Origin of the sequence: Eggerthella sp. BIOML-A4 (genome assembly GCF_009875575.1) — a bacterium.
Classification (GTDB): Bacteria; Actinomycetota; Coriobacteriia; order Coriobacteriales; family Eggerthellaceae; genus Eggerthella; species Eggerthella lenta.
This window is the reverse complement of record NZ_WWRX01000002.1, coordinates 127,538-142,162: the sequence shown is the minus strand read 5'-3', so window position 1 is coordinate 142,162 and position 14,625 is coordinate 127,538. Positions and strand designations below refer to the sequence as shown.

The following is a 14,625-nucleotide window of genomic DNA, read 5'->3' as shown; positions in this document are numbered from 1 at the left end:
ATATGGTGAAATCCCCAAAATCATTTCTTGAAGTTAGCTATGGCTAACATCTGCACATCGGCCGGCTTGCCCCGCCGCCGCCCCTGTTTCCGAGAGAGAAAAGAGTGCCGCTTATGGAATCTGTCGACAGTGCCGCCGCTCGGCGCACGTATCTGCGTCTGATCGAGCCGGTGAAAGGGAGGATCATAGGCAACGTCGCCATCGCGGCCTTGTCGTCGGCGTGCGAGTTCGTCCCCTACCTCGCAATCGCGCGCGTTGCCCAGCTGTCCATCACGGAAGGCGTTCCCCCGTCCGACGTGCTGGCGATGTGGGTTCTGGTCGCCGTCGCGGGCGCGGCGGCGGGAAGGATGCTGTTCAGCATGGCCACCGGCCGCTGCCATTACGCCGACGCCGATTTTCGCGTTCACGTGCGCACCGTGCTGATAGAGCACTTGGGGAAGATTCCGCTGGGATGGTTCAACGACAACAGCTCGGCGCAGGTGAAGCAAGCTGCCACCGATGACGTTCTCAACCTGCATCAATCGGTCGGGCATGCGCCGGTCGACGTGACCGCCGCGCTGCTCTCGCCCTTGATCCCCTTGGTGTACCTGTTCACGGTGGACGTTCGCTTCGCCCTTCTTCTGGTGGCGTACTTCGTCGTGGTGATAGGCGTTGCGTGGCCGTTCATGATGAGGGATTTCGGTCCTCTCAACAAGAGGTTCAACGAAGCGATGGTGGAGGTTTCCTCCGCTGCGGTGGAGATGGTGGAGGGCATCGCCGTCATCAAGACCTTCGGTTCCCGAAGCCGCGCGGGCGCACGGTACCGGGCGGCTACCGAGGAGCTGGCGAAAGCGTGCTATGTGTGGACGAAGCGCAACGGCAACGCGTTCAGCTGGGTGTCGGCCTTGTTCTCGCCGGGAGCAATGCTGGTGGTTCTGCTGGCTGCAACGCTGGCCTTCGTCGCGAACGGCGTTTTGCCTTTGGAGCGGTGCGTCCCTTTTCTGGTGTTGGGCGTGGGAGTTCCCGCGGGGCTGGTCAACCTGTTTCGAAGCATTCGAATGCTGCAGATGTCGCTGCAGGCCGCCGACCATCTGGCCTCCGTTCTCAACGTGGCTCCGTTGGCCGAACCCGAGCGGCCTCGCCCGGCGGCCGAAGGACCCGTGCGCATGGAGTTCGAGGGCGTGGCGTTCGCATACGGCGAGAACCTGCCTTTCGTGCTGCAAGACGTCGACGTCGCGTTGGAGCCGGGAACGGTGACGGCCCTCGTGGGAGATTCGGGCAGCGGCAAGACGACGCTCGCCCGCTTGATCCCTCGCTTCTGGGATCCCGTTTCAGGGTCGGTGCGCATGAACGGAACGGAGCTTCCCCAGATGGCCTCCGGCGAGGTGCTTTCGCGTGTTGCCGTGGTGTTCCAGGACAGCATGCTTTTGCGAGCGAGCATCGCGGACAACATCCGTTTGGGCCGTCCCGGTGCCACCGACGAGCAGGTGCAGGCCGCCGCGCGCCAGGCCCAGATTCACGATCGCGTAATGGAGTTGCCGCAAGGCTACGACACGGTGCTGGGAAGCGAAGGCTCGGACCTGTCGGGCGGCGAGGCGCAACGCGTGGCCATCGCGCGCGCCATCGTCCAAGATGCGCCTATTCTCGTGCTCGACGAGGCGACCGCCCATGCGGATCCTGAGAACGAGACGGCCATCCAAAAAGCGCTGAACGCGTTGGCGAAAGGCAGGACGACCGTCGTGATCGCGCATCGGCTGGACACCATCGTGCATGCGGACCAGATATTAGTGCTGGTCGGGGGCAAGGTGGTGGAGCGCGGCGTCCATGAGGAACTGCTGGCGGCCGACGGCCATTATGCGGCGCTGTGGCGATCTCAGCAGGTGGATGCGCTGGAAAAGGCGCTACTTGTGGAAGGAGCCGCGATGCGCGGCGCGGCCGCGGGGCCGCAAGAAGCGGATGGCGAAGCGGAGCCGAACGGTGCCGATTCGCGCGAAAGCGAGGAACGATGATAACGACCCAAATCGACGATCTGGTAGGGCGGCCGACCGGCGTGAAGACGCAGGCTTTCCTGTACGTGCTGTGCGGCCTGGCGGAGGCGGCCGTGTACGTGGCGCTGCTTCCGCTGCTGCGCTCGCTGATAGCGGGCGACTACGTTGCGGCGGGGTATCTGGTGGCGCTGGCTGCAGCGCTGGCGCTGTTGCATTCCGTGATCGGCTTTTTCGCGGACAATCGCGGCTACTGTATCGGCATCGAGCAGATCTGCCATGCGCTGCAGGACGCCTTGGGCGACCATATCGTGCGCCTACCGCTGGGGTGGTTCACGAAAGAGCGCTCGGGGCAGGTTGCGGCTCTGCTCACCAAGGAGCTGCAGATGGCCATGGACGTGCCCAGCACTTTTTTGCGCCAGATGGTGATCGCCGTCACCACGCCGGCTGCGGTGGTGGTGTTGTTCCTGTTCGTGGATTGGCGCATCGGCCTGGTGTTCGTGATTGCGGCTCCGCTGCTGCTGTGGGCTTCGCGCGCCATGGCGAAGGCCGCAGGCGAAGGCCATAGGCAGGAGGAGCTCTCGAACGCTGAAGTGGCGGCCCGGGTGTTGGAGTTCGCGCACGCCCAGCCCGTTTTGCGCGCGACGAAGCGTTCGGTGGAGGGTTGGGACGCTTTGCAGCAGGCCATCGAGCGGGACCGTGCGGCGACGGTTGCCACCTTGCGCATGGCATCGGCACCCGTGGCGCGCTACACGATGCTGATCCAGGTCGTGTTCGCCGTCGTGTTCGCAACGGCCACGGCTCTTTTGGCCTGGGGCCAGATCGACGTGGCATCGTACGTGTTCGTGGCGGTGCTCTCCTTGAGGCTGGTCGATCCTTTGACGCTCATCGGGTCGCAGGGGATGGCGCTGCGCGTGGCGAAGAACGCGCTGGACGCGTCCGAGGGGATATTGAAGACGCCCCCTCTGCCCGAAACCCGCAACCCCCGCGTTCCTTGCGGATCCAGCGTGGCGTTCGATTGCGTGGGCTTTGCCTACGAGGAATCCCGTCCGGTGCTGCAAGGCGTGAGCTTGACGTGCCCCGAGCGCAGCCTGACCGCTTTAGTGGGCCCTTCCGGCTCGGGAAAGACGACGCTGACGCGGTTGGTCGCGCGTTTCTGGGACGTTTCCGAGGGCAGCGTTTCGATCGGCGGGGTGGACGTGCGCGACATGCGTCCCGACGAGCTCATGCAGCAGATATCCCTCGTGTTCCAGGACGTGTACCTGTTCGACGGAACCATCGAGGAGAACGTGCTGGCGGGGCGCCCCGACGCAACGCCCGAGGAGGCGCGCCGCGCCGCGCACGTCGCGCGCCTTGACGAGGTGGCCGCCCGTCTGGAGCAGGGATGGGACACGCCCGTGGGCGAGGGAGGCTGCCGCCTTTCGGGCGGAGAGCGCCAGCGCGTCGCTATCGCGCGCGCTTTGCTGAAGGACTCGCCCATCGTGCTGTTCGACGAGGCCACGGCCGCGCTCGATGCGGAAAACGAAGCGGCCATCGTGGAGGCTATGCACGAGTTGGCGCGCGATCGCACGGTCATCGCCATAGCCCATCGCTTGTCCACCATCGCCGCCGCAGATCAGATAGCCGTCCTAGAGAAGGGGTGCATCACCCAGCAGGGAACCCACGGCGATCTGGTGAAGGTGCCCGGCCGGTATCGGTCGTTTTGGCGCGAGCGCCAGCAGGCGGCCGGTTGGCGGCTGGCCAGCGAGCAGTAGCGCTTCGGATTCGATCCGGCGCGTTCGGTGCCGGAACATCAGATGAACCAAGACATGCAAAACGCATGGGAAAGAGAGGTCGATATGGAACATTCGCCTTATGAGACGTCGAAGTCCCGCAAAGGGGCCGCGTTCGAGATGTGGGGCGTCAAGGAGGTCGTCACCGCGGTGCTGTTCAGCGCCTTGATGATCGTCGTCATGTTCGTGGTGGGGTCGGTTACCATGCTGGGTGTGGATTTCTCCATGCTGTTCATGGCGGCGACGTACGTTTTGGTGGTTGCGCCGTTGTACATGCTCATGGTTATGAGGGTGAACCGCTTCGGCGTCACGGCGTTCTACGCGTGCGTGATGGCGCTGGTGTACCTCATGTTCGGAAACCTGTGGTACATGCTGCCGTTCTACCTGGTGGGAGGTTTGGCTATCGATGCGCTGTTCCTGCGCACGGCCGCGCAGCGGGCTAAGCCGAACCGCATCGTAGCGGCGTGGGCGACGTTCAGCGCGCTGTACTCGCTGTCGTCGATCATCCCCATACTGGTCAACCTTCAGGGGTACCTGCAAGAGCTTGCCGAAGTGAGGATGATGGGCGAGGAGTACGTGAACGCGTACCTCAAGTACTACGGGAATGCAGAATGGATCGTGTTCATAGTCGCTCTCACGGCGTTCGCCGGATTCCTGGGAGCCCTCGTGGGCAAGCGTCTGATGAGGAAGCACTTCCTGAAGGCAGGGGTGATCTGACGTGGAGGAGGGCATCCGAAACGAGCGGTTCTCATCGGGCGCTCGCGCCGTCGGGCGTTCGGCGACGGCGCCCGACGGGGAGCGGTTCTCCATGGCGACGAAGTCCATCGTGCTGGCTGCGACGATCGCGACGGTTTCCCTGGTGGACAGCGTGCGGCTGTCGCCTGCGCTGACCTGCTTTTTACTGCTTTACCTTGCTGCATGCGGACAGCGTTCCATGGCTTTCAAGATGCTGGTTTTCTACGCGGCGCTGTGGGGCGCGTGCCTGGCGCTTGCATACGGGAAGATGACCGTGATCGTTTTCTCGCCGGTTCATTTTTACGCCGCGATCAAAACCTATCCCATCATGGTTGCGTTCTTCGCGGTGGCGCTTTCCCCTCCGGGGCTTATCAGCGCCGCGTTGGCGAAGGCTCGTATTCCGAAGCGCCTGATCGTGGGCGTGCTCGTGCTGCTGAGGTTCTTCCCCACCGTTCGCTCGAGCTTCCGGCGTTTGTCCGAGTCGTGCAAAAGGCGCGGGGTGCTTTCGGCGGGAAACGTCGCGCGCAGCCCCGTTCAGGCGCTCGAGCATGCGCTGGTTCCCTTGATGTTCTCGTTGGTGGACAGCTCCGACCGCCTTTCCGCATCCGCCATCGCCCGCGCCGCCGAAGCGCCGACCAGGCGGACGAGTTACTATCGCAGTTCTTTCGGAGTGGCGGACGCGGTTTGCCTGACGGCCGTCGCGACGGCGCTGGCTGCGTGCGTCTGGGTTGTGCGGGGAGGGTGGTTCGGATGACCGGCGATCTTGTCGCGCAGCTGAAAGGCGCGAGCTTCTCGTACTACGGCGCTCCGGAAACGCTGCATGCCGTGGATTTGGACGTGCATGCCGGCGAATGCGTCGTGCTTATGGGCGCGTCGGGCAGCGGTAAAACCACGATCGTGCGCGTCTTGAACGGCCTGGCCGGGGGCTACTATCGCGGCAGCGTTTCCGGCGACGTGTTCTTGGGCGGGCTCTCTGCGCGCGATATGGAGGCGTGGCGAAGAGCCGAGCTGGTGGGAAGCGTGTTTCAAGACCCGACCGCCCAGTTCTTCTCCAGTCAGCTGGCGGGCGAGGTGGCGTTCGGGTGCGAGAACATCGGCTATCCCGCCGAGGAGGTGGTGAGGCGCACCGATGCGGCGATCGGCCGTTTGGGTCTGGACCGTTTGCGCACGATAGCGGTGGACGAGCTTTCCAGCGGGCAGAAGCAGCGCGTGGCTATCGCCTCGTCGCTTGCTCCTGCGCCGAGGCTCGTGGTGATGGACGAGCCCTCTTCGAACCTCGACGAAGATGCGGCTCAAGAGTTGGGCGCGGTGCTGATGGAGCTGAAGCGGCAGGGCTACGCGCTGGTGGTGGCCGAGCATCGCATCTCGTACCTGATGGAGTGCGCCGACCGGTTCTGCTATATGGAGGCCGGGCGGATGCGGGCGGTTCTCTCGCGCGACGACGTGTTCGCCATGGAGGGCTCCGAGCGCGTTGCCATGGGGGTTCGCAGCCCTGCTTTCGTCCCCCGGCCTTCCTTGAAGCCTGCGCCTCTTGCCGCGGGGCTCGCGCGGGAAGGCGAGCGGTCCGCGTTCGGCGAAGCTTTCGGCGCGCGTCTGGAAGCCGCGTCCCTGGAGGTGGACGGCTTGGCCGTTTCTCGCGGCGGGAATCTGCTGTTCTCCGATGTCCGCTTCGCCGTGGAACCGGGGCAGATCATGGCGCTGACGGGAAAAAACGGCGTGGGCAAGACGAGCCTGGCGCAGGTTGCGGTTGGCTTGGGCCGACCCGACGAGGGCTGCGTGCGCGTGGGAGGGCGGAAGCTGTCCCGGCGGGAGCTGCGTCGCCGCGTGTGGTACAGCCCCAACGACGTGAGCATGGAGTTCTTCTCTTCCCGGGTTGACGAAGAAGTGCTCTTGTTCTCGGATCAGGACGACGCGGCGCGCCACTACGCCGATCATGTGCTGGGCCGGTTGGGCCTGGCCGAGCTGGGGGATAGGCATCCGTCCTCGCTGTCGGGCGGCCAGAAGCAGCGGCTGTCCATTGCCTGCGGGCTGGCGTCGAGGCGGTCGGTGCTCATCCTGGACGAGCCCACCAGCGGGCTTGACGCTCTCAGCATGCGCCGGTTGGCCGACGCGCTGCGCTGTGCAGCCGAGGAGGGGGCGGCCGTGGTGGTCATCACGCACGACAACGAGTTCATGCGCGAGTGCTGCACCCACGCCTTCGCGCTCGAAGGCGCAGGTGCTGACGAGGGCGAACGGCGCGCGTGTTGAAGGCAGAAGGGGCGGGAGCTGGGAGTGTTTCACGTGAAACATCCGGGCGCCCGGGTGCCGCCCGTCCGGGCGTCGGCGTCCCGTTCTCCCGCCCCGCCCGCGCCGGTCGCGTCCCGCGCCGCCCCTCCGACCGGTTGGTCGCCCGCCTGCGCCCATGCCCCTTCCGCCATCAGCCGCCTGCCCCGCGTGTGCACGCCGCTCTGCCCGCCGCCTCTCCAGCGTCGGCGCATCGCCCTCTTTCCGGATGTTTCACGTGAAACACCTCGCGCGTCGGCGCCGTCCATCGCTCGCCCGGTTCCGGCGTTCCGTTTTCTCGTAAGGATGTTTCACGTGAAACATTCCTCGCGCTCCAGGACCGCTTGTCCGGGCCGCGTGCGAGCAAGGCGAGCCGCCCGTGATGGCGAAAAGGCATCGAATTCGGAAGAGGGCGCGCGCCTTCGCCGCCCGCGGCGCGCGGTCGCGGAAGCTCGCCTCCCTTCGACCAGGCGCTATGCGGAAGAAGGGTTTCCGGCGCGTCCGGAGCCCGGCGCAAAACTTCCGAATTCGATGGTTTCTTGCCATGGGGAGCCGCTTCCGCCGTCAAGCCGACCTCGGCGAGGCCTGGGCGGGCGGCATCCCGCAGAGAAATCGTCGGGGGAAGGGGCGACCTCGGGGCCAGTTGCTGTTGGCTTGACAGCGGGGTTGCGAAAAGAGCGTACGACATGGCCTTTTCCGCCCGTCAAGACTCAAAAGGCCAGGAGACGAGGTTATGCTACACGATTTCGCGGCTAAAAGGGCGTATCGGCCGGTCGGCCTAGAGGTTCTCGTGTCCGGCTCGGATCCGTCTGCAGGTTCAAGCGCAGCTTTGAAGGCGAAGCCTGCGATAGAAAATTCAAGTTCCGGTATTCGTGGTCTGTGCGCGAATTTTCGTTACTGTTTCTCACTTCGCGCATCTTGCGCTATAATCCTCAATCATGCGGGTGTCGCCAAGTGGTAAGGCCCAAGCTTCCCAAGCTTGTATTCGCGGGTTCGAGTCCCGTCACCCGCTCCATGAACCTACGATCCAAGCTTCGGCTTGGATTTTTCATTTAGCGAGGAGATTGACATGGCTCGTTTCGATACCTTTGTGTTCGACCTTGACGGCACGCTTCTCGACACGCTGCCCGACCTGGTGGTTCTGACGAACGCCGCCTTGAACGAGCAGGGCTTCCCCAGCCGCACGGCCGACGAGATCCACAGCTTCGTGGGCAACGGAGCCCGCGCGCTCATGTACCAGGCCGTGCCCGCCGATGCTTCGCCCGAGCAGGCCGAGGCCGCCATGCGCCGCTGGATGGAGCTCTATCCCGTCATCGGGAACAAGCTGACGAAGCCCTACCCGCATATGGAAGAGACGCTGGCTGCCCTCGCCCAGCGCGGCATCGGCCTGGGCGTTCTGTCCAACAAGTTCGACCAGGGCGTGCATGACGTGATCGACGCCTATCTTCCCGGCTTGTTCCCGGTGCAGTATGGCGAATGCGACGAGATTCCGCGCAAGCCCGACCCTACGGGGCTGTTGCGCTGCATCGACGAGCTGGGGTCCGCACCAGCCCGCACGGCGTACGTGGGCGACTCGCCGGGGGACGTCCTGGTGTCGCGCAACGCCGGCGCGTTCGCCATTGGCGTGTCGTGGGGCTATCACCACGCCGACGCCTTGCGTAAGGCGGGCGCGGACGTCGTTATCGAAGACGCGCGCGAACTGCTGCAGTTCGCGGTCGAGCGCTAGGCGGCTGGCATTATGGAGCATCAGCCGTCGACCCTCTCCAATCAGCCCCGCCCGTCGAAGCAGTTCACCGTCATCAGCTGGGCTCTCGTGGCGGCGTGGGCGTGCCTCATCTTCTTCATGTCTTCGAACACCGGCACGGGTCTCAACACGGGGCTCGGCATCTTCTCCAGCATCTACCGGGCAATGCAGGCCGTGCAGGAGCAGCTGCTGGGGCCTGGGGTGGACGCGCTGTCGTCCATCGCGCACTTCTGCGAGTACACGATGTTCGGCGCGCTTCTGGCCAACGCGCTGCGCTGCCACATGCCGCTGCGTCGTGCGTGCCTCATCGCCATCGCCTGTGCCAGCTTGTACGGGGTGAGCGACGAGGTTCATCAACTGTTCGTGCCCGAGCGCATGTGCGACCCGGTGGATTGGATGGTGGATACTGCGGGCAGCGCGCTGGGTTCCGGGATCACGTACGCGGTGCTGCGAAAAAGAGATGCCCGCTCTTAGTAAAAGCGCGCGTGTCGCACCGCAGCGACGGGGGAGCTTGCTTTCCGATGGGCGATTTCGTGGCGGATGTCCTCGTCGCTGTGCTTCGCCAGCAGGAAGCTCGGTGTCGTGGCAAGGGAATCCGCCAGTTTCGTGACGACGGATAGCCGTACGTCCGCCGTGCCGTCCTCTATCCTATTGAGCAGCGGGCGACCTATGCTCACCATGAGCGCGAGGCGCGTTTTCGTGATGTTGCTGTACGAGTGCATGCGTCTGACGTTCTCGCCAAGCACGGGAGAGAACCTGCTCTGATCAGGCTCGTCATCATTCAGCGGACTATGTTCGTGCTCGGCTTGCATGTCCACTAGAGTACCGGCGTGCGAGCAGAAGGCTGTAACCGCATGAATACGTTTCGGTTCATTTTTAGAAAATGTGCGGTTTGTACCCAGCCCATGCCTATTTTATGATGGTAGGTCAACGATGCTACAATATCTGCCATACGTGAGAATCTATGCGCGTCGACCTCGGGTTATGTTGCGGAAATGGTGTAATCGCCGGCGAAAGCGGGTTCTCGTAGGTATGAGAAAATGAAGGCTTCGACAATCGAAGCGCTGTGTCGCGAGGGGTACGCGACGTACGGTGCCTGCTTTGGCAGACGTGTTCGGAGTCGATGAGGAGACCATATGGCGTCAAGAAACTCTCGAACGAACCGTAAAGAAGCGCGCTCATCGCGGGCTCCTCAGTCTGCTCGCGCCGTGCGGTCGGCCAAGGCCGCGCAGTCGGGTCGCATCGCTCCGTACAGCCAGGCAAGCGCTTTCTCCCGCGATGCGTATGGCGATGGCCCTTCGTACCGTGCGGCCTACACGCCCGGCAGCCAAGGTTCCGGCGCGAACGGCGCGTACGCCCGGCAGACTGCGGCAAGTCAATATTCGCGCAACAATCCAAGCTACTCGGCAGCCCGCAAGAAAGCCGGGCGCGGCAAGAAGATAGCCCTCGGCGTGATCATCGCGATTCTCGTGGTGGCCGTGGGGGGCGGTTCGGCGTTCGCCTTGTGGAAGAACTCCGTCAACGAGAAGCTGATCAAGGGAAACAAGTCTGACGAAGAGATCATGGCCATCAACGATGCGCTCAAGCCCGAAAAGGACATGACCTTCACCGAGCCCTTCTACATGATCCTCATCGGCACCGACGAGGCCGAGGACAGCACCGAGGACATGCATCGTTCCGACACGAACATCGTGGTGCGCATCGATCCTGCAAAGAACCAGGCCACGATGGTATCCATCCCCCGCGATACGAAGATCGATATCGACGGCTACGGGACGAACAAGTTCAACGCCGCTTACGCTTACGGCGGCGCTGCCGGAACCATCCGCGAAGCGAATCAGCTGCTGGGCATCGAGATATCGCACTACGCGGAAGTGAACTTCGGCAAGTTGAAGGAATTGGTCGACGCAGTCGGCGGCGTGGACGTCGAAGTGACCGAGCGCGTCGATGATCCCGACGCAGACGGTACCACGGCTCATCCCGAGTGGCCGCGCGTCATTATCGAGGAAGGCGAGCAGCACCTCGACGGCAACCAAGCGCTGGTGTTCGCGCGCAGCCGCGCGTATCCCGACGGAGACTTCACGCGCACGGCGAACCAGCGCAAGCTGATCATGGCCATCGTCAACAAGGTGCTGGCACTGAACACCGCCGAGCTTTTGGGTGCGGTTCAAGCAGCGGCCAACTGCGTGACCACGGATCTTGCGGTGGGCGATATCGCCGCGTTGGCCCAGCAGTTCCAAGATGACGGCGATCTTACCATCTACTCTGCGATGGTTCCTTCTACCACGGCGATGATCGGCGACGTATCGTACGTCATCAACGATCCCGTGGCGACGAAGGAGATGATGAAGCTGGTTGAGGCTGGAGAGGACCCCAGCTCGGTTGTCTCGTCAGGATACGTTGATCCGGGCGACACCACAGGCGGTGCCAGCACGTACGGCAACGGTTACGGCAGCACTGGTTCGGGCGCCGGCAACGGCGCAGGAAACACCAATTATTACGATCCGGGCTACACCGATGCATCGGGAACCGGAGGGACCAACAACGGCGGCTATGTTGACAACGGTTACGTTGATAACGGTTACGTTGACAACACCGGCGGAGCGGGTGGAACCGGCGGGTACGACAACGGAACTATTGCTGGCGGTGCGGGCGGTACCGACGGTGCAGGCGGATACGACCCCGGCTATACCGATCCGGGCACCTACGACGGGACGGCATCCGCTGCTTAGCCGGCGTCTCGTTGGGATCCTCGAACTGCGCAAGCGGCATCGGCTTCGATCGATGCCGCTTTTTAATCGGCTCCTCAACCGGTAGGTTGAGCTTCGGCTCTCCTGTTGAGTTTTCGTACCCTCTGCGGGATACTGGTGATCACCGGTTGCAAAGACGGATGGGGCTCGCAAAGACATGAGCGACGTACACAATCACGAACATGCGAAAGAAAACAAGGGCGTCGGCCCTGCCAACTCTTTGCGCACCGTGATAGGGGTGATCGTCTCCATCATCGCGGTTTGCCTCGTGATGTTCGCGATCTTCCGCGTCTACTCCAACGAGCTCAGCGACGAATTCTACGATTTAGCCAGCGTCAGCATGGACGACTACACGGCTGCGCAAAAGGTGGAAGTCGAGTCGTTCATCAGCGAGGTGAGCTCCGTCATCTCCACCATGTGCGTGTTGGCCGAGTCCCCGGACATCGATCCTTCCGGCTCGACGTTCGCTGCGTATCTGGAGGAATGGAACCAGCAGGGGTCGTTCCAGGTTACCTATACTCCAATCGAGGAGCTGGAGCAGGGCGTTGCGAGCAATCGCAACGAGCGAGACGAGGAAACGCTTCGGCATCTGTACGCAGGCGAGACGGTGGTGTCCGACGTGCGCAAGTCGAACCGCCTGAACGGCTACTACTTCAGCATAGCCAAGCCCGTCAATCGCGACGGGCGCGTGGTCGGCGTGCTGCGCAGCATCGTGAAAGCGGAGAAGCTTCTGGATACGAGCCAGGCGAGCTCGCAGGTTACGCTGCTCGGCACGCTGCTGATCAAAGAGGACGGAACCGTCGTTCCCGTGTCGAAGGAATTCGAAGGTTATGAGGGATCCACCCTGTACCAGGTGCTTGAGGGAAGGGGCGTGTCTTCCGATCAGATCGCCGATGTACGTGCCAGCATCGAGAACGAGCGAGATGTGGCAACGGTCATGTTGGGCAAGCAGAACGGCTACATGACCTTTCTCACGTCTATTCGCCTCGATGTGAACGATTGGACTATCGTGAACTTCACGCAGGAAAGTTCGTTGGTCGAGCATTCGGAGAGCATTCTGCGTTTGACGGTGTACACGGCTGCGCTGCTTATCGTCATCAGCGCGGCGGCATGCCTTGCCGTGGCGCTGGTGGTTGGCCGCATCCGCAAAAGGGCGCGTCGCAGTGCGGAGCGTTACGAGGTCCTCGCTGAATTTTTCGACACGGTGCTGTTCGAGTATTCTTATCCGCGCGACACGCTTGAGCTGACGCCGAATGCGCGCGGGATGTTCTCCCTCAGCTCCCTTTCAGCCGAAGGCTACCTGGCCAAAGGCATTCCTCTCATCGATTTCCTGGAAGATGATTACAAGCGTGTCCGGATGGCGTTCGAAAACCCTGCGCCGCCGAACGAGCTGCGCACCATCACCTGTCGCGCACGCGTGTTGTCGGGCGAATATCGTTGGTTCTCGTTCACGTGCCGGTATCTGTACGAAGGTTCCCAGCCGTACATGGCCGTGGGAAAGATCGTCGACATCACGAAACAGCGCGAAACCGAAGAGCTGCTCACGCGCAAGTCGCAAATGGACGGGCTGACGAAGACGTTCAACAAGATGGCGTTCCAGGAGAAGATGGCGGCATTGCTGCCCGAGACGGGCAGGGGCTTGCTGTTCGTGATCGACATGGATCGATTCAAGCAGGTCAACGACGAATACGGTCACAGCATGGGCGACCGGGTTCTGGAAGAGGTGGCGCGTTCGTTGCTCGACGTGTTCCGTCATCGCGATCCGGTGGGGCGCGTCGGCGGCGACGAGTTCGTGGCGTTCCTCGTGGGCGCAAACGACGATGCGGTTATCGAAGCGAAGCGCGAGGCTCTGAGTTCGTTGATCGCAGAAGCCTCGCGCTCGTTGGGGGTGCCCATCGCTTTGAGCGTCGGGGTGGCGCGCTATCCTCAGGATGGCGCTACCTATCAGGAGCTGTTCGACGCGGCCGATCGGGCCATGTACGACGAGAAGAACGAGGGCCGCGTCGAGGATTCGGTCTAGGCCCGAGCGGTCGCGTAGCCGTCCGGGTTCTGCGACTGCCAGCGCCATCCGTCGGCGCACATGCGGTCGAGGTCGTACTGCGCGACCCAGCCCAGCTCGTCGCGCGCTTTGTCGCAGGCCGCGTAGTTTACAGCTACGTCGCCCGCGCGACGCGGCTTGATCTGGTAGGGCAGCTCGCGTCCGCAGGCGCGCTCGAAGGAATGTACCACGTCCAGCACGCTGGAGCCCGTGCCGGTTCCCAGATTGAAAATGCCCACGCCGCGACGCGTGCCGTCCGCTGCCGGTTCGCCCGCCATGGTGCCGGCCGTTTTCGCTTCGCCGGTGCCCACTTTGCCGCCCATCCAGTCGAGCGCCGCCACGTGGCCGCGCGCAAGGTCCACCACGTGGATGTAGTCGCGCACGCCGGTGCCGTCGTGCGTGGGATAGTCGTCGCCGAACACGCCGACGCTTTCCAGCTTGCCTACGGCCACCTGCGCAACGTAGGGCAGCAGGTTGTTGGGGATGCCCTTGGGATCCTCGCCGATCAGGCCGCTCTCGTGCGCGCCGATGGGGTTGAAATAGCGCAGCAGCACAACGTTCCATTCGTCGTCGCCCACGTACAGGTCGGTCAGCACCTGCTCCAGCATGGACTTCGTCCAGCCGTAGGGATTCGTGGCGTCGTGCTTCGGGCAATCCTCGGTGATGGGGATGAACTCCGGCTCGCCGTACACCGTGGCGCTCGACGAGAACACGAGGTTCTTCACGCCGTGCGCGCGGGCCACGTCGCACAGGGCCAGCGTGCCCGCGAAGTTATTCCAGTAGTATTCCAGCGGCTTCTGCACGCTTTCGCCCACGGCCTTGAAGCCGGCGAAGTGGATGATGGCGTCCACGTCGTTCTCGGAGAAGACGCGGTCGAGCGCCGCGCGATCGAGGATGTTCGCCTCGTAGAATTTCAGGCGGTCGTCGTTTGCCGCCAGGCCGGTGATCTGTCGCACCCGGTCAAGCGCGAGCTCGCTCGAGTTGCTCAGGTCGTCCACAACGACCACGTGGTAGCCCTGATCCAGCAATTCGACGCAGGTGTGACTTCCGATGAACCCGGCTCCGCCCGTTACGAGCACGCAGATATCGGCATGATCCTTGGCCAAGCTCTTGTTCGCCATTGAAGCTCCTCTCGGTACTGACTGTTGCCATAGTAGCAGGTGGAACAGATCGCGCGCAAATTCAGCAAAAGGCACATGGCCCGCGTTCCGCTCGGCGGCAAGGCCGCACGGGCTCGCGCGGGGCCCCGTGCGGCGCCGCGGGAAGCCGCACGAATGTTTTACGTGAAACATTCGGAAAAGGCAGGAATATTATTCTTGACACAGGATAATAAACGTCGTAAAGTATGACTCGTGGACAC

The 14,625-nt window shown here is 63.1% G+C and carries 11 protein-coding genes and 1 tRNA gene; 10 read left to right on the top strand and 2 right to left on the bottom strand.

The window, feature by feature from the left end; translation table 11 throughout:
* Positions 1-113 precede the first annotated feature (113 nt).
* From GT613_RS02405 to GT613_RS02370, 8 genes are all read left to right on the top strand, one after another.
* Positions 114-1,988, top strand: coding sequence for an ABC transporter ATP-binding protein (locus tag GT613_RS02405; protein ID WP_009305547.1), 1,875 nt, complete (start codon positions 114-116; stop codon positions 1,986-1,988).
* Positions 1,985-3,718, top strand: coding sequence for an ABC transporter ATP-binding protein (locus GT613_RS02400; RefSeq protein WP_161172493.1), 1,734 nt, complete (start codon positions 1,985-1,987; stop codon positions 3,716-3,718). The genes GT613_RS02405 and GT613_RS02400 overlap by 4 nt, the downstream gene beginning before the upstream one ends.
* Before the next feature lie 84 nt (positions 3,719-3,802).
* On the top strand, positions 3,803-4,453 hold the full coding sequence (locus tag GT613_RS02395; RefSeq protein ID WP_009305545.1) for an MptD family putative ECF transporter S component: 651 nt from the start codon (positions 3,803-3,805) through the stop codon (positions 4,451-4,453).
* Position 4,454: 1 nt separating this feature from the next.
* Positions 4,455-5,225, top strand: coding sequence for an energy-coupling factor transporter transmembrane protein EcfT (locus GT613_RS02390; protein ID WP_009608920.1), 771 nt, complete (start codon positions 4,455-4,457; stop codon positions 5,223-5,225).
* Positions 5,222-6,718 carry an ABC transporter ATP-binding protein gene (locus GT613_RS02385; protein ID WP_161172492.1) on the top strand — a complete coding sequence of 499 codons (1,497 nt, stop codon included), beginning with the start codon at positions 5,222-5,224 and terminating at the stop codon, positions 6,716-6,718. The genes GT613_RS02390 and GT613_RS02385 overlap by 4 nt, the downstream gene beginning before the upstream one ends.
* 955 nt (positions 6,719-7,673) lie before the next feature.
* A tRNA-Gly gene (locus GT613_RS02380) sits at positions 7,674-7,748 on the top strand.
* Between the two features lie 54 nt (positions 7,749-7,802).
* Complete coding sequence (locus GT613_RS02375; protein WP_009305434.1) at positions 7,803-8,459, top strand: HAD family hydrolase; 657 nt, start codon at positions 7,803-7,805, stop codon at positions 8,457-8,459.
* Positions 8,460-8,471: 12 nt separating this feature from the next.
* The gene (locus GT613_RS02370) at positions 8,472-8,951 is read left to right on the top strand and encodes a VanZ family protein (RefSeq protein ID WP_114519722.1); all 480 of its coding nucleotides are present in this window, start codon (positions 8,472-8,474) and stop codon (positions 8,949-8,951) included.
* On the opposite strand, the gene GT613_RS02365 is transcribed toward GT613_RS02370, so the two are convergent.
* Positions 8,948-9,199, bottom strand: coding sequence for a helix-turn-helix transcriptional regulator (locus tag GT613_RS02365; protein WP_192935102.1), 252 nt, complete (start codon positions 9,197-9,199; stop codon positions 8,948-8,950). The genes GT613_RS02370 and GT613_RS02365 overlap by 4 nt on opposite strands.
* A 414-nt stretch (positions 9,200-9,613) precedes the next feature.
* Here GT613_RS02365 and GT613_RS02360 point away from each other — a divergent pair, with 414 nt between their 5' ends.
* Both GT613_RS02360 and GT613_RS02355 read left to right on the top strand, forming a co-directional pair.
* A complete protein-coding gene (locus GT613_RS02360; RefSeq protein WP_114519723.1) occupies positions 9,614-11,209 on the top strand; it encodes an LCP family protein in 1,596 nt (531 codons plus the stop codon).
* 175 nt (positions 11,210-11,384) lie between these two features.
* A complete protein-coding gene (locus tag GT613_RS02355; RefSeq protein WP_114548003.1) occupies positions 11,385-13,247 on the top strand; it encodes a GGDEF domain-containing protein in 1,863 nt (620 codons plus the stop codon).
* Here the strand turns inward: GT613_RS02355 and galE are convergent.
* Entirely contained in the window at positions 13,244-14,386 is a 1,143-nt protein-coding gene (gene galE, locus GT613_RS02350; protein WP_009608482.1) for a UDP-glucose 4-epimerase GalE, read from the bottom strand. The two genes, GT613_RS02355 and galE, sit on opposite strands and share 4 nt — an antisense overlap.
* Positions 14,387-14,625: the final 239 nt, after the last annotated feature.

Excerpts from the sequence above, each read along its gene's own strand:
- GT613_RS02385 (WP_161172492.1), top strand. The coding sequence starts at position 5,222 with ATGACCGGCGATCTTGTCGCGCAGCTGAAAGGCGCGAGCTTCTCGTAC.
- GT613_RS02355 (WP_114548003.1), top strand. The coding sequence starts at position 11,385 with ATGAGCGACGTACACAATCACGAACATGCGAAAGAAAACAAGGGCGTC.
- galE (WP_009608482.1), bottom strand. The coding sequence starts at position 14,386 with ATGGCGAACAAGAGCTTGGCCAAGGATCATGCCGATATCTGCGTGCTC.
- GT613_RS02405 (WP_009305547.1), top strand. The coding sequence starts at position 114 with ATGGAATCTGTCGACAGTGCCGCCGCTCGGCGCACGTATCTGCGTCTG.
- GT613_RS02395 (WP_009305545.1), top strand. The coding sequence starts at position 3,803 with ATGGAACATTCGCCTTATGAGACGTCGAAGTCCCGCAAAGGGGCCGCG.
- GT613_RS02365 (WP_192935102.1), bottom strand. The coding sequence starts at position 9,199 with ATGCACTCGTACAGCAACATCACGAAAACGCGCCTCGCGCTCATGGTG.
- GT613_RS02375 (WP_009305434.1), top strand. The coding sequence starts at position 7,803 with ATGGCTCGTTTCGATACCTTTGTGTTCGACCTTGACGGCACGCTTCTC.
- GT613_RS02360 (WP_114519723.1), top strand. The coding sequence starts at position 9,614 with ATGGCGTCAAGAAACTCTCGAACGAACCGTAAAGAAGCGCGCTCATCG.
- GT613_RS02370 (WP_114519722.1), top strand. The coding sequence starts at position 8,472 with ATGGAGCATCAGCCGTCGACCCTCTCCAATCAGCCCCGCCCGTCGAAG.
- GT613_RS02400 (WP_161172493.1), top strand. The coding sequence starts at position 1,985 with ATGATAACGACCCAAATCGACGATCTGGTAGGGCGGCCGACCGGCGTG.